17 protein-coding genes are annotated in these 13,201 nt (G+C 40.7%); 15 read left to right on the plus strand and 2 right to left on the minus strand.

Features of this window, described 5'->3' with window-relative positions; genetic code table 11:
• Positions 1–53 precede the first annotated feature (53 nt).
• Positions 54–914, plus strand: a complete 861-nt coding sequence (locus tag HMPREF2628_RS05165; RefSeq protein ID WP_070842530.1) for a YihY/virulence factor BrkB family protein — start codon at positions 54–56, stop codon at positions 912–914.
• Positions 915–993: 79 nt separating this feature from the next.
• On the opposite strand, the gene queA is transcribed toward HMPREF2628_RS05165, so the two are convergent.
• Positions 994–2,022: a tRNA preQ1(34) S-adenosylmethionine ribosyltransferase-isomerase QueA gene (gene queA, locus HMPREF2628_RS05170; protein WP_070842531.1), complete on the minus strand. Its 1,029-nt coding sequence runs from the start codon at positions 2,020–2,022 to the stop codon at positions 994–996.
• A 150-nt stretch (positions 2,023–2,172) separates the two neighbouring features.
• On the opposite strand from queA, the gene HMPREF2628_RS05175 reads away from it, so the two are divergent.
• Positions 2,173–2,880, plus strand: coding sequence for a glucosamine-6-phosphate deaminase (locus HMPREF2628_RS05175; protein WP_033688401.1), 708 nt, complete (start codon positions 2,173–2,175; stop codon positions 2,878–2,880).
• A gap of 346 nt (positions 2,881–3,226) precedes the next feature.
• Here HMPREF2628_RS05175 and HMPREF2628_RS05180 read toward each other — a convergent pair whose 3' ends face one another.
• On the minus strand, positions 3,227–3,817 hold the full coding sequence (locus HMPREF2628_RS05180; protein WP_070842532.1) for a rhomboid family intramembrane serine protease: 591 nt from the start codon (positions 3,815–3,817) through the stop codon (positions 3,227–3,229).
• Between the two features lie 212 nt (positions 3,818–4,029).
• Here HMPREF2628_RS05180 and rpsU point away from each other — a divergent pair, with 212 nt between their 5' ends.
• From rpsU to HMPREF2628_RS05245, 13 genes are all read left to right on the plus strand, one after another.
• Entirely contained in the window at positions 4,030–4,206 is a 177-nt protein-coding gene (gene rpsU / locus HMPREF2628_RS05185; RefSeq protein WP_000048054.1) for a 30S ribosomal protein S21, read from the plus strand.
• A 129-nt stretch (positions 4,207–4,335) separates the two neighbouring features.
• On the plus strand, positions 4,336–5,271 hold the full coding sequence (hprK, locus tag HMPREF2628_RS05190) for an HPr(Ser) kinase/phosphatase (protein WP_000115152.1): 936 nt from the start codon (positions 4,336–4,338) through the stop codon (positions 5,269–5,271).
• A complete protein-coding gene (lgt, locus tag HMPREF2628_RS05195) occupies positions 5,264–6,052 on the plus strand; it encodes a prolipoprotein diacylglyceryl transferase (protein ID WP_004262504.1) in 789 nt (262 codons plus the stop codon). The genes hprK and lgt overlap by 8 nt, the downstream gene beginning before the upstream one ends.
• Positions 6,053–6,436, plus strand: coding sequence for a DUF948 domain-containing protein (locus HMPREF2628_RS05200; RefSeq protein WP_000895046.1), 384 nt, complete (start codon positions 6,053–6,055; stop codon positions 6,434–6,436).
• Between the two features lie 15 nt (positions 6,437–6,451).
• Positions 6,452–6,841 (plus strand): YtxH domain-containing protein, encoded by a 390-nt coding sequence (locus HMPREF2628_RS05205; RefSeq protein WP_000517381.1) that lies wholly within the window; start codon positions 6,452–6,454, stop codon positions 6,839–6,841.
• Between the two features lie 83 nt (positions 6,842–6,924).
• Entirely contained in the window at positions 6,925–8,055 is a 1,131-nt protein-coding gene (gene hemW / locus HMPREF2628_RS05210) for a radical SAM family heme chaperone HemW (protein WP_070842533.1), read from the plus strand.
• Between the two features lie 4 nt (positions 8,056–8,059).
• A complete protein-coding gene (locus HMPREF2628_RS05215; protein ID WP_070842624.1) occupies positions 8,060–8,797 on the plus strand; it encodes an acyl-[acyl-carrier-protein] thioesterase in 738 nt (245 codons plus the stop codon).
• Between the two features lie 10 nt (positions 8,798–8,807).
• The gene (locus HMPREF2628_RS05220; protein WP_070842534.1) at positions 8,808–9,581 is read left to right on the plus strand and encodes a TIGR01457 family HAD-type hydrolase; all 774 of its coding nucleotides are present in this window, start codon (positions 8,808–8,810) and stop codon (positions 9,579–9,581) included.
• Positions 9,571–10,188 (plus strand): TIGR01906 family membrane protein, encoded by a 618-nt coding sequence (locus HMPREF2628_RS05225; RefSeq protein WP_070842535.1) that lies wholly within the window; start codon positions 9,571–9,573, stop codon positions 10,186–10,188. The genes HMPREF2628_RS05220 and HMPREF2628_RS05225 overlap by 11 nt, the downstream gene beginning before the upstream one ends.
• A gap of 211 nt (positions 10,189–10,399) precedes the next feature.
• Positions 10,400–10,801: a Spx/MgsR family RNA polymerase-binding regulatory protein gene (locus HMPREF2628_RS05230; protein WP_000631254.1), complete on the plus strand. Its 402-nt coding sequence runs from the start codon at positions 10,400–10,402 to the stop codon at positions 10,799–10,801.
• Complete coding sequence (locus tag HMPREF2628_RS05235; RefSeq protein WP_001041979.1) at positions 10,801–11,079, plus strand: UPF0223 family protein; 279 nt, start codon at positions 10,801–10,803, stop codon at positions 11,077–11,079. The genes HMPREF2628_RS05230 and HMPREF2628_RS05235 overlap by 1 nt, the downstream gene beginning before the upstream one ends.
• Positions 11,069–11,842: an inositol monophosphatase family protein gene (locus HMPREF2628_RS05240; RefSeq protein WP_070842536.1), complete on the plus strand. Its 774-nt coding sequence runs from the start codon at positions 11,069–11,071 to the stop codon at positions 11,840–11,842. Before HMPREF2628_RS05235 ends, HMPREF2628_RS05240 begins: the two co-directional genes overlap by 11 nt.
• Positions 11,843–13,147: an RsmF rRNA methyltransferase first C-terminal domain-containing protein gene (locus tag HMPREF2628_RS05245; protein ID WP_070842537.1), complete on the plus strand. Its 1,305-nt coding sequence runs from the start codon at positions 11,843–11,845 to the stop codon at positions 13,145–13,147.
• The last annotated feature ends 54 nt before the right edge of the window (positions 13,148–13,201 follow it).

Below are 13,201 nucleotides of genomic sequence, written 5' to 3' on the forward strand. Positions count from 1 at the left end.
AGTTTGCTCTTTGATTTTCATTGAGTATAAGATTATAAGTGAAGGAGTGTGACATGAAAAAGTGCTGGAAAGAGCTGATAGACAAGCCTTTAGTAAAAGCTTTTTTGCATTATTATCAAGCATCAGATAGTGAGTTGACCAGTGTCGCAGTAGCCTACTATTGGTTGATTTCGATTTTTCCCCTGCTTTTGGTGGTGGTTAATATCCTCCCTTATTTTCAGATTCCAGTTTCAAATTTTTTAAAGGTTGTCAATGAATTCTTGCCCGATACCATGTATGATGTGGTCGCAAAAATTATTACAGAAGTACTGACCCAACCGTCAACAGGCTTATTGAGTTTTGCGGTTTTGTCAGCCCTCTGGACCTTTTCAAAATCCATGAATTTCCTACAGAAAGCCTTTAATAAAGCTTACGGAGTAGCTAAGAGTAGAGGTTTAATTTATCAGCAATTGATGAGTTTACTAGTCAGTTTTGGCTTGCAGATTCTCTTTGCCTTAGCTCTGTTTTTGAGTGTCTTTGGTCGCATGCTTCTCAACCTTATCAAAAGTTACTGGAAATCGGATAGTCCTATTTTTGCTTATCTGCAAGACCTGACAGGCCCCTTGGTCTATGCCTTGATTTTTGCAATCTTGGTCATGCTTTATTATTTCCTGCCTAATGTTAAGGTCCGACGGATTCGCTCTGTATTACCAGGTAGTGCCTTTGTCTTGTTGACTCTGGCCTTACTGCTCAATATCTTTTCAGTCTATGTCAACAACTATGTTAATCACCTAGTGGACGTCCGTTTTTTCAGTTCCGTCGTCGTGGTGGTCATGATGTTCTGGTTTATTCTTATCGCTAAGATTTTAATTGTCGGTGCGGTTATCAATGCCAGTGTCCAGAGTTTGAAAGATCCGAGCTTGAGAAAAAATTAACTCAATTTTTATCCATAACAAAACGCATACTATCAAGCATTATAAAACCTTGATAATATGCGTTTTTTGATTGTGAAAATTAGTAGATAAACATGGCATCGCCAAAACTGAAGAAGCGGTAGTGTTCTTGAATGGCATGGTGATAAGCGTCTAAGACTAATTCATGGCCTGCAAAAGCAGAAACCAACATGACCAGAGTTGATTTTGGAAGGTGGAAGTTGGTTGAGAAGGCATCTACAACCTGCCATTCGTAGCCAGGTTTGATAAAGATATTGGTCCAGCCAGAATCTGCTTGGATTTGTCCATCAAACTTGGAACCAATAGTTTCCAAGGTGCGGATAGAAGTGGTTCCGACAGCGATGACACGACCACCATTTTCTTTAACAGAGCGAAGGGTGGCAGCAGCTTCCTCAGAAAGTTGGTAGAATTCTGAGTGCATTTCGTGTTCGTCCAGATTGTCAACTGAAACGGGTCTAAAGGTTCCGAGTCCGACATGAAGAGTCAGATAGACTAGATGAACACCCTTAGCTTGGATTTCTGCTAGCAGTTCTTTGGTGAAGTGAAGACCAGCAGTCGGTGCTGCAGCAGAGCCACTTTCTTTAGCGTAGACCGTTTGATAGCGTTCACGGTCATCCAGTTTTTCATGGATATAAGGCGGTAGAGGCATTTCACCCAGACTTTCTAAAACTTCTAGGAAAATTCCTTGGTATTCAAAGCGGACAATGCGGCCCCCGTGAGTCAATTCTTCCGTAACGACAGCGCTGAGACGGCCGTCACCAAAGCAAACGCGAGTGCCGACCTTGAGGCGTTTGGCGGGTTTAGCCAGAACTTCCCACTCATCTCCACTAGTATTTTTAAGCAGGAGAAGTTCCACATGACCTCCAGTTTCTTCCTTTTGACCATAGAGGCGGGCAGGGAGAACGCGGGTGTCGTTCATGACAAGGGCATCACCAGGTTCCAGCATATCAATAATAGAGTGGAAGTGTTTATCCTGCATTTCTCCTGTCTCACGGTTGACGATAAGGAGTTTAGAGGCATCCCGTTTTTCAAGAGGCGTTTGGGCAATCAATTCCTCGGGTAAGTGGAAATCAAAATCAGCTGTATTCATATATCTGTTCATTCTTTCTAAGTTCTAATCTTATCCATTATAACATGTTTCAAGTTTGGACGCTCTTTTTTTGAAAATTAAATCGTTTTCACTTGACAAAAATTGGTCTATACCATATAATAAATATAGATTGAAACGGAGGATAAAAAGATGAAAGTTATTAAAGTTGAAAACCAAATCGAAGGTGGAAAAGTTGCTTTTGAGATTTTGAAGGAAAAATTGGCCAACGGCGCTCAAACCCTAGGACTTGCGACAGGAAGTAGCCCACTTGAATTTTACAAGGAAATCGTTGAGAGTGACCTTGATTTTTCAAATCTAACCAGTGTCAACCTTGATGAGTATGTAGGACTTGATGGAGACAATCCACAGTCTTACCGTTATTTCATGCAAGAAAACTTGTTCAACCAAAAACCATTTAAAGAAAGTTTCTTGCCTCGTGGGGTTAAGGACAATGCTGAAGCTGAAGTTGAACGCTACAACCAAATTTTGGCTGACCATCCAGTTGACCTCCAAATCTTGGGAATCGGTCGCAATGGACATATCGGATTTAATGAACCTGGTACCCCGTTTGACAGTCAAACACACCTAGTCGAACTTGACCAGTCTACTATTGAAGCAAACGCACGTTTCTTTGACAAGATTGAAGATGTTCCAACTCAAGCCATTTCAATGGGGATTAAAAATATCTTGGATGCCAAGTCAATCCTTCTTTTTGCTTACGGTGCATCAAAAGCAGAAGCTATTGCTGGAACCGTGTCTGGCCCAGTGACTGAGAACTTACCAGCAAGTAGCCTCCAAAATCACCCTGATGTGACGATTATTGCAGATGCTGAAGCGCTCAGTTTGTTAGAAAAATAAAAAGTATAAGAACCACTTGCTCTTTGGAGTGAGTGGCTTTTTACTTCAAATGTTCACTATTCTGCTAAAAGAAATTTTTCTGTAAATCACCGTAACAGTTGTCGATATTTCATATAAAAATGAAAGTTCTATAATGAAGTTAGCCATCCAGTCTTCCTAAAAATATAATGGTTTAACTAGTTTATAGTTAGCTCTTGATTTCATTTGATAATAGGCTTGAAGATATTAGGCTCGCTAGCCAAGGCTAAGTCTAGGCTTGGTTTAGCTGACCGAACATCTTCAAGGGAAACTGTTGTCAAATGAAATCTAGTTATAGGCATAAGAAAACACCTCTGTGTTATACTTGTTATTCACCACAAACGCAAGAGTTGTTGATGCTGGAAATCATGATATAACTGGCAATTCCTGACATGTGAAGAAAGGTTGAAATCCAGCCTGTTATATTTGGTAGAAGCATGGTTAGAGATAGAACGATTAAAAGGATATAAAATAGTTTTAATCCTAAATTGAAATTTTTCCATATACTAAACATACTCATCATCCCGCCCGTTACAAAAGCATAGCCAATCGCAGAGATACCCGATGCCTGAATTTCTTGATTCTGTATTAATATATGGAATGCAATTGAAGATATTACCATAGAAGTAATAAAAACTAAAAATACATATTTTGATCCCCTTTTATACTCCAATAGCCCACCAAAAGGAAGTAACATTAAAGTATTTAAAACTAGATGAAACCATATAAACCATACTGGTGCTTCTTTACTTCCATGCATAAATGTACCACTAAAGTATTGCCAACAATAAATTGGCTTTGAATGAAATGCAAATAAGTCATACATTACACTTCCCAAAAAGGTAGTAAGAATTCCTAGCAATAAACAAATTACAACTAAAATACTGACCACAGGGCAAATTTTTATGATTCTTTTCATGTTATAGATTCACTTCTAAATAATACTAATTTTTGCTAATCAATATGTGTCACTATTATATCATTTTCATCTATAAATGTTAATCAATTTTAACAAGATTAACAATAAGATTAAAATTGAAGATAATCAAAATTTACTTGCATTTTTTCTTGACAATTATTCCTTTTACGTGTAAAATAGAATAGATCTTGAACTTGAAGGGAGTGAAAAAAATGTCTAAAACAGTAGTACGTAAGAATGAATCTCTTGACGACGCACTTCGTCGTTTCAAACGTGCGGTTACTAAAGCTGGTACTCTTCAAGAAACACGCAAACGTGAATTCTATGAAAAACCTTCTGTAAAACGTAAACGTAAATCAGAAGCAGCTCGTAAACGTAAAAAATTCTAATTAGAAATGAAAGGCTAGAGAAATCTAGTCTTTTTCTTTTAAATAAATACTACAAAGCCTGCAAAAATCTCAAATATCCTCCTACAATTTGATATAATAGAGAGAAGAACTCATTTGAAGGAGGAAATGATGTCGGTTTTAGTAAAAGAAGTGATTGAAAAGCTTAGACTAGACATTGTCTATGGCGAACCAGAATTACTTGAAAAGGAAATTAATACTGCGGACATTACGCGACCTGGTCTTGAAATGACGGGCTATTTTGACTATTATACGCCTGAGCGAATCCAACTTTTGGGAATGAAGGAGTGGTCCTATCTTGTTTCGATGTCCTCTCACAATCGTTACCAAGTCTTGAAAAAAATGTTTCTACCTGAGACACCTGCGGTCATTGTTGCTCGTGGTTTGGTAGTTCCAGAGGAAATGTTAAAGGCAGCCAGAGAATGTAAGATTGCCATTTTAACCAGTCGTACAGCTACTAGTCGTTTGTCTGGAGAGTTATCTAGTTATCTGGATTCTCGTTTGGCAGAACGGACCAGTGTGCATGGTGTCTTGATGGATATCTATGGAATGGGTGTCTTGATTCAGGGAGATAGTGGTATCGGTAAGAGTGAGACAGGTTTAGAGCTTGTCAAACGTGGTCACCGCTTGGTAGCTGATGACCGTGTCGATATCTTTGCCAAGGATGAGATTACTCTTTGGGGTGAACCAGCTGAAATCTTGAAACATTTGATTGAAATTCGTGGTGTTGGGATTATCGATGTTATGAGTCTCTATGGTGCGAGTGCGGTCAAGGATTCTTCACAAGTCCAGCTAGCCGTTTACCTGGAAAATTACGATACGCATAAGACTTTTGATCGTCTTGGAAACAATGCCGAGGAAATAGAAATTTCTGGCGTAGGCATTCCTCGTATCCGCATTCCAGTTAAAACTGGTCGTAATATCTCTGTCGTGATTGAGGCAGCTGCCATGAATTATCGTGCCAAGGAAATGGGCTTTGATGCGACGCGTTTATTCGAAGAACGTTTGACAAATCTCATTGCTCAGAACGAGGTGCCTAATGCTTGATCCAATTGCTATTCATCTAGGCCCTATAGCCATTCGTTGGTATGCCTTGTGTATTGTGACAGGCTTGATTCTTGCGGTTTATTTGACCATGAAAGAAGCGCCTAGAAAGAAGATCATACCAGACGATATTTTAGATTTCATCTTGATAGCCTTTCCCTTGGCTATTTTAGGAGCTCGTCTCTACTATGTTATTTTCCGTTTTGATTACTATAGTCAGAATTTAGGAGAGATTTTTGCCATTTGGAATGGTGGTTTGGCCATTTACGGTGGTTTGATAACTGGGGCTCTTGTCCTCTATATCTTTGCTGATCGTAAACTCATCAATACTTGGGATTTTCTAGATATTGCGGCACCTAGCGTCATGATTGCCCAAAGTCTAGGCCGCTGGGGTAATTTCTTTAACCAAGAAGCTTATGGTGCAGCAGTGGATAATCTGGATTATCTACCTGGCTTTATTCGTGACCAGATGTATATTGAGGGGAGCTACCGTCAACCGACCTTCCTTTATGAATCTCTATGGAATCTACTTGGCTTTGCCTTGATTCTGATTTTTAGACGAAAATGGAAGAGCCTCAGACGAGGTCATATTACTGCTTTCTACTTGATTTGGTATGGTTTCGGTCGCATGGTCATCGAAGGTATGCGGACAGATAGCCTCATGTTCTTTGGACTTCGAGTATCTCAATGGCTTTCAGTTGTTCTTATCGGATTGGGTATTTTTATCATTCTTTATCAAAATCGTAAGAAGGCCCCTTACTATGTTACAGAGGAGGAAAATTAAATGTTAGAAGTTGCATATATTCTTGTAGCCCTTGCTTTGATTGTATTTTTAGTGTATCTAATTATTACTGTACAAAAGCTTGGACGTGTTATCGATGAAACAGAGAAGACGATTAAAACCTTAACTTCAGATGTGGATGTGACCTTGCATCATACCAATGAATTGCTGTCTAAGGTCAATGTCTTGGCAGATGATATTAATGTCAAGGTGGCAACGATTGATCCACTCTTTAGTGCTGTTGCAGATTTATCTCTATCTGTTTCCGACCTCAATGACCATGCGCGTGTATTGAGTAAGAAAGCTTCATCAGCTGGTTCAAAAACACTCAAGACTGGTGCAAGTCTGTCAGCTCTTCGTGTAGCAAGTAAATTTTTCAAAAAATAAAAAAGGAGAATCCTTATGGGTAAACTATCCTCAATCCTTTTAGGAACCGTTTCAGGTGCAGCTCTTGCCTTGTTTTTAACAAGCGACAAGGGCAAACAAGTTTGCAGTCAGGCTCAAGATTTTCTAGATGATTTGAGAGAAGATCCTGAGTATGCCAAGGAGCAGGTCTGTGAAAAACTGACAGAAGTTAAGGAGCAGGCTACAGATTTTGTTCTTAAAACCAAAGAACAGGTTGAGTCAGGTGAAATCACTGTGGACAGTGTACTTGCTCAAGCCAAATCATGTGCTCGCCAAGCGACAGAAGCATCAAAAGATCGATTCAATAATCTCAAGGAGCAATGGCAAGAAAAGGCCGAAACTCTTGATGAATCAGAAGAGATTGTTATTGACATAACAGAAGAATAAACCATCACCATCTCTGGACGGACTATGTGTCTGGGGATGGTGATTTTTTTCTCGTAGCGTGTCTTTGTGGTATAATAATTACTATGCAGAAAAAACCAACGTCAGCCTATGTGCACATCCCATTTTGTACCCAGATTTGTTATTATTGTGACTTTTCAAAAGTTTTTATCAAGAATCAGCCGGTAGATAGCTATTTGGAGCATCTGCTGGAAGAGTTTCGTTCTTATGACATTCAAAAGTTACGAACCCTTTACATTGGTGGTGGGACACCGACAGCTTTGTCAGCTCCGCAACTGGAGGTATTACTGGATGGCTTGACTAAAAAATTGGACTTGTCTGTCTTAGAAGAGTTGACTATTGAGGCTAATCCAGGCGACTTGGATGCGGATAAGATTGCTGTTTTGAAAAACTCGGCTGTCAACCGTGTTTCGCTAGGTGTGCAGACCTTTGATGACAAGATGCTGAAAAAGATTGGGCGCAGTCATTTGGAGAAGGATATTTATGAAAATATCGACCGTCTGAAACTGGCTGGTTTTGACAATATCTCTATAGATTTGATTTATGCACTGCCTGGTCAGACCATGGAGCAGGTCAAGGAAAATGTGGCTAAGGCCATTGGACTGGATATTCCCCATATGAGTTTGTATAGCTTGATTTTAGAAAACCATACGGTCTTTATGAACCGCATGCGACGAGGGAAATTGCCTCTGCCTAAGGAGGAAGTGGAAGCTGAGATGTTTGAGTACATCATTGCAGAGCTGGAGCGAGCTGGTTTTGAGCATTATGAGATTTCCAATTTTTCCAAACCCAGTTTTGAAAGTCGCCACAATCTCATGTACTGGGACAATGCTGAATACTATGGTATCGGTGCTGGGGCATCTGGGTATATCAATGGAGTGCGCTATAAAAATCATGGTCCGATTCGTCATTATCTCAGTGCAGTTGAGGAAGGCAATGCTCGGATCACAGAAGAACACCTGAGTCAAAAGGAACAAATGGAAGAGGAAATGTTCTTGGGCCTCCGCAAGAAATCAGGAGTCTCCATGGCGCGATTTGAGGAAAAATTTGGACGGTCTTTTGATGGACTTTATGGAGAAATTGTCAAGGACTTGGTTCAACAAGGTCTCATGCAAATAGACGGTGATCGCGTGCGCATGACAAAAAGAGGTCTCTTTTTGGGAGACACCGTAGCAGAACGATTTATTTTGGAGTAGGATGATGGGCTTAACTTATCAAATGAAAATGAAAATTCCTTTTGATATGGCTGATATGAACGGTCATATCAAACTTCCAGATGTGATTTTGCTGTCTCTGCAAGTTTCAGGGATGCAGTCGATTGAGTTGGGAGTTAGTGATAAGACTATTTTGGAAGACTATAATCTGGTCTGGATTATCACAGAATACGATATTGAGGTGGTTCGTTTGCCTCGTTTTGCGGAAGAAATCACTATCGAAACGGAAGCCCTGAGCTACAATCGACTCTTTTGCTATCGTCGCTTTACCATTTATGATGAAGCGGGACAGGACCTTATCCACATGATGGCGACCTTTGTTCTCATGGATCGAGATAGTCGAAAAGTCCAAGCTGTCGAATCCGAGATTGTGGCTCCTTACCAGTCTGAGTTTGATAAAAAGCTTATTCGTGGACCAAAGTATGCAAATCTAGAAGCGCCAATCAGCAAGGATTACCATGTTCGTTTTTACGACTTGGATATGAATGGTCATGTTAATAACAGTAAATATCTGGACTGGATTTTTGAGGTAATGGGAGCAGATTTTTTGACCCAAAATATTCCCAAGAAAATCAATCTCAAGTATGTCAAGGAAGTTCGACCAGGTGGGGTGATTACATCGGCTGTTGAACGGACTGGACTGGAAAGCAAACATGAGATTACAAGCGACGGTGCTACCAATGCCCAAGCTATCATCACTTGGCAAGAAATGAAGAAGGATTAGGGAGAAATAGATGAAATATAAAGGCTATTTAATTGATTTAGACGGAACCATTTATAAGGGGAAAGATCGAATTCCAACAGGAGAAGCTTTTGTCCATGAATTGCAAAAGCGGGATATCCCCTATCTCTTTGTGACCAACAATACAACCCGCACTCCAGAGAGTGTTCAGGAGATGCTGGCTCAGAATTTTAATATTGATACGCCCCTATCGACTGTCTACACAGCGACTTTGGCAACAATCGACTATATGAATGACTTGGGTCTTGAAAAGACCGTCTATGTCATCGGAGAAGTAGGGCTCAAGGAAGCCATTAAGGCGGCTGGATATGTCGAAGACAAGGATAATCCTGCCTATGTGGTAGTAGGGCTGGACTGGCAGGTCGACTATGAAAAATTTGCGACAGCAACTCTAGCTATCCAAAAGGGAGCTCATTTTATCGGAACCAATCCTGACCTCAACATCCCGACAGAACGTGGTCTTTTGCCTGGTGCTGGTTCACTGATTACCCTTCTTGAAGTGGCAACACGAGTGAAGCCTGTTTATATTGGGAAACCAAATGCCATCATTATGGAAAAGGCGGTTGAGCACTTAGGTTTGGAATGTGAAGAGTTGATTATGGTTGGAGATAACTATTTAACGGATATTCGAGCAGGGATTGACAATGGCATTCCAACGCTTTTGGTGACAACAGGTTTTACCAAGGCAGAAGAAGTAGCAGACCTGCCAATCGCACCGACACATGTGGTTTCTAGCCTTGCGGAGTGGGATTTTGATGAAAACTAAACTGACCTTTTGGAGCTCGATGCTCTTTCTCCTCTCCCTCTCAATCCTTCTGACCATCTATCTGGCTTGGATTTTCTATCCTTTGGAGATTGAGTGGCTGAACTTGACGGATCGAGTTTATCTAAAACCAGAAACTATTCAATACAACTTTCATATCTTGATGGATTACCTGACCAATCCTGTTAGTCAGGACTTGCAGATGCCTGATTTTCGTTCGTCAGCAGCTGGTCTGCACCACTTTGCGGTGGTTAAGAATCTCTTCCACTTGGTTCAGATAGTAGCTCTAGTGACACTGCCAAGTTTCTATTTCTTTGTCAAAGGGATTGTGAAAAAGGGCTTTTTGTCTCTCTTTTATAAAAGTCTCCTAGCTCTAGTAGTCTTGCCTTTGCTGATTGGTCTTGGGGGAGTTTTGATTGGTTTTGACCAATTCTTTACCCTTTTCCATCAAATTCTCTTTGTGGGAGATGATACCTGGCTTTTTGATCCAGCCAAGGATCCTGTTATTATGATTTTGCCAGAGACCTTTTTCCTTCATGCCTTCATCCTCTTTTTTGCCCTCTATGAGAGCTTCTTTGGTTTTCTATACCTGAAAAGTCGTAGGAAATAATACTAAAGATATTCTTATTTTGCATAAATCAATTAGGTATGTGATTCGAAACTATTGTCAAGAATGAATTAATCAAATCCAAAAAGAGTTAATCGTTCGCAAACAGTCTATTTTTCTTGAAAAAATAGGCTTTTTTTCTAAAAATCTCTAGTCAAGCGCTTTATTTTTTTGTATAATAGAAGTAGCAAAGTATAGATAAAAAGAGAAAAGCATGATTACACTATTCCTATCACCGAGCTGTACTTCATGTCGTAAGGCAAAGGCCTGGTTAGAAAAACATAAGGTTCCCTTTGAGGAACACAATATTATGACCAGTCCTTTAACAAGAAAAGAATTGCAACACATCCTTTCCTTGACCGAAAATGGTACTGATGACATCATTTCAACTCGTTCAAAAATTTTTCAAAAATTAGATATTGATGTAGAAAGTATTTCGGTATCGGAATTGCTTCATTTGATTGAGCAGTACCCTAGTCTTTTGCGTCGTCCAATTATTATCGATGCCAAACGTATGCAAATCGGTTTTAATGAAGATGAGATTCGTGCTTTTCTCCCTCGTAGTTACCGTAAGCAAGAACTAAAAGAAGCAAGAATGAGAGCTGGTATTAGTTAATGAACAAACAGTATAGTTACCCACTAGATTTGTCGTGGAGCACTGAAGAACTTGCTTCAGTGCTTTCTTTTTTTAATGATGTTGAAGCTGCATATGAAGGCAAGGTAGAGGCTAAAAAGCTGCTGGATTCCTATAAGGGTTTCAAGTCTGTCGTGCCAAGCAAGAGTGAAGAAAAACGTTTGGGACGAGAATTTGAAACGGTGAGTGGCTATTCGCTTTACCGAGCAGTTCAGGCTGCCAAGGAAAAAGGGGAAGGAAAGATTTCTCTTGGAAAGTAAATTTGAATTTGCCAAAGAGCTCGTCAAGAAGGCGGGCCAGTACATCCTTGACCATATGCAGGAAGATTTGCAAGTTGAGACCAAGTCCTCTCCAACAGACTTGGTGACCAGACTGGACAAGGAAGTTCAGGAGTTATTGGTTGGTGAGATTTTGTCCCGTTATCCTGAGGATAAGATTTGTGCTGAAGAAGGTTGTCTGCGAGCCTCGGTTCAAGATGGCAAGGTTTGGGTCATTGATCCCATTGATGGTACCAATAACTTTGTAGCCCAGCAGGAAGATTTTGCTGTTATGATGGCCTATTTTGAAAATGGTCAAGGCCAGTTTGGTCTCATTTATGATGTGGTCAAAGGGGATTGTTACAACGGTGGCGGAGCCTTTCCAGTTTGCCGAAATGATCAGCCACTAGCTCCCTTTAAACCAAAACCACTTGGAGATTTTCTCATTGCAGGTAATAGTGGTATGCTGGAAACCAATGAATGGGGACTGGCTGATTTGAGTCGAGCCGTACTAGGTGTACGTGTCTATGGGAGTGCGGCTATTAGTTTTGCCAAGATTTTGTCAGGGCATTTGTTGACCTATGTCACTTATCTGCAACCATGGGATTATGCTGCGGCTAGTATTTTAGGGGAAAGTCTGGGCTATCGGGTTGTGACTCTATCTGGTCAACCGCTTGATTTTCAAACCAGACAACCGGTCATGATGCTACCTCTTGAGATGCAGGAGGAAATTCAGTCCTATATTTACGAAAGGAAAAGAACTTAAATGCAATTTCCAGAAGGATTTGTTGAAAAATATGAAGAGATACTAGGAGATGAGGCAAGAGATTTTCTTGCCTCTTTTGAGGAGGAAGCGGTTTCGGCCTTTCGGGTCAATCCTTTAAAAGAAGCGCCAGTTTCCTTTTCTGATCCTATTCCTCAAACCCCTTGGGGTCACTATGGTAAGGTTTCAGGGAAATCACCTGAACATGCTACAGGTTTGGTCTATTCGCAAGAACCCGCTGCTCAAATGGTGGCTCAGGTAGCCAAGCCTAGTCCTGGTATGAAGGTTTTGGATTTGGCAGCTGCACCGGGTGGAAAATCCACTCAACTAGCAGCCTATCTAGCAGGGGAGGGGCTACTTGTTTCCAATGAAATTTCAAGCAAACGAGCTAAGATTTTAGTAGAAAATATGGAGCGTTTTGGTGCGACAAATGTCGTGGTGACCAATGAATCTGCTGACCGCTTGGCCAAGGTTTTTAAAGGTTACTTTGACTTAATCGTTCTTGATGCCCCCTGCTCTGGTGAAGGGATGTTTCGTAAGCAACCAGATGCTATGGACTATTGGAGCTTAGATTATCCGAGTCAATGTGCTAGCTTGCAAAGAGAAATTCTGGAGGATGCAGTGACCATGCTAGCAGAAGGTGGTCGCTTGGTTTATTCGACCTGTACCTGGGCACCTGAGGAAAACGAAGAGATTGTCAATTGGTTACTGGAGGAGTATGATTTTGATTTGTTGCCAGTAGAGCATATCAATGGAATGGTAGCTGGTATTGACCTGCCAGAAACGGCTCGGATGTACCCTCATCATTTTAAGGGAGAGGGGCAATTTGTAGCCCATTTGCAATTTAAAGGTGAAACTATAGCACCAAAATTTAAAGCAAGTAAGAGCAATCTCAGTCGAGAACAAGTTATCTTGTGGCAGGAATTTGCCCAAAAACATTTGAAGGTCAATCTAAGGGGAATCTTGCAGACTTTTGGTGACCAACTCTATCTCCTGCCAGAACTTTTGCCAGATTTAGGGAAACTCAAGATTGCTCGGAATGGCCTGCATCTAGGGACCTTTAAGAAGAAACGCTTTGAGCCTAGTTTTGCTCTTGGTCTAGCCTTGAAACCGAGTCAGGTCAAGCAGTCGGTTGAAATTGACCAAGAAGAGTTTGTAAAGTATGCCGCTGGAGAAACCGTTCAGCTGGCGGAAAGTCTGCCAAATGGTTGGTACCAAGTTTTGGTTCAAGGAAATGGTTTGGGCTTTGCTAAGGTGACTGGAAATGTTTTGAAAAATTATTTTCCAAAAGGCCTTAGATTCAAGTGAAAATGCTAGTCAAAGTAGCTTGTCTATGTTATAGTGGAAGTATGGATTTTTTTC

This window comes from Streptococcus sp. HMSC063B03 (genome assembly GCF_001836965.1).
GTDB classification, from domain to species: Bacteria; Bacillota; Bacilli; order Lactobacillales; family Streptococcaceae; genus Streptococcus; species Streptococcus pneumoniae_F.

Bases quoted from the DNA above. Each gene is read 5' to 3' on its own strand.
- HMPREF2628_RS05165 (WP_070842530.1), top strand. From the start codon at position 54: ATGAAAAAGTGCTGGAAAGAGCTGATAGACAAGCCTTTAGTAAAAGCT.
- queA (WP_070842531.1), bottom strand. From the start codon at position 2,022: ATGAATACAGCTGATTTTGATTTCCACTTACCCGAGGAATTGATTGCC.
- HMPREF2628_RS05175 (WP_033688401.1), top strand. From the start codon at position 2,173: ATGAAAGTTATTAAAGTTGAAAACCAAATCGAAGGTGGAAAAGTTGCT.
- HMPREF2628_RS05180 (WP_070842532.1), bottom strand. From the start codon at position 3,817: ATGAAAAGAATCATAAAAATTTGCCCTGTGGTCAGTATTTTAGTTGTA.
- rpsU (WP_000048054.1), top strand. From the start codon at position 4,030: ATGTCTAAAACAGTAGTACGTAAGAATGAATCTCTTGACGACGCACTT.
- hprK (WP_000115152.1), top strand. From the start codon at position 4,336: ATGTCGGTTTTAGTAAAAGAAGTGATTGAAAAGCTTAGACTAGACATT.
- lgt (WP_004262504.1), top strand. From the start codon at position 5,264: ATGCTTGATCCAATTGCTATTCATCTAGGCCCTATAGCCATTCGTTGG.
- HMPREF2628_RS05200 (WP_000895046.1), top strand. From the start codon at position 6,053: ATGTTAGAAGTTGCATATATTCTTGTAGCCCTTGCTTTGATTGTATTT.
- HMPREF2628_RS05205 (WP_000517381.1), top strand. From the start codon at position 6,452: ATGGGTAAACTATCCTCAATCCTTTTAGGAACCGTTTCAGGTGCAGCT.
- hemW (WP_070842533.1), top strand. From the start codon at position 6,925: ATGCAGAAAAAACCAACGTCAGCCTATGTGCACATCCCATTTTGTACC.
- HMPREF2628_RS05215 (WP_070842624.1), top strand. From the start codon at position 8,060: ATGGGCTTAACTTATCAAATGAAAATGAAAATTCCTTTTGATATGGCT.
- HMPREF2628_RS05220 (WP_070842534.1), top strand. From the start codon at position 8,808: ATGAAATATAAAGGCTATTTAATTGATTTAGACGGAACCATTTATAAG.
- HMPREF2628_RS05225 (WP_070842535.1), top strand. From the start codon at position 9,571: ATGAAAACTAAACTGACCTTTTGGAGCTCGATGCTCTTTCTCCTCTCC.
- HMPREF2628_RS05230 (WP_000631254.1), top strand. From the start codon at position 10,400: ATGATTACACTATTCCTATCACCGAGCTGTACTTCATGTCGTAAGGCA.
- HMPREF2628_RS05235 (WP_001041979.1), top strand. From the start codon at position 10,801: ATGAACAAACAGTATAGTTACCCACTAGATTTGTCGTGGAGCACTGAA.
- HMPREF2628_RS05245 (WP_070842537.1), top strand. From the start codon at position 11,843: ATGCAATTTCCAGAAGGATTTGTTGAAAAATATGAAGAGATACTAGGA.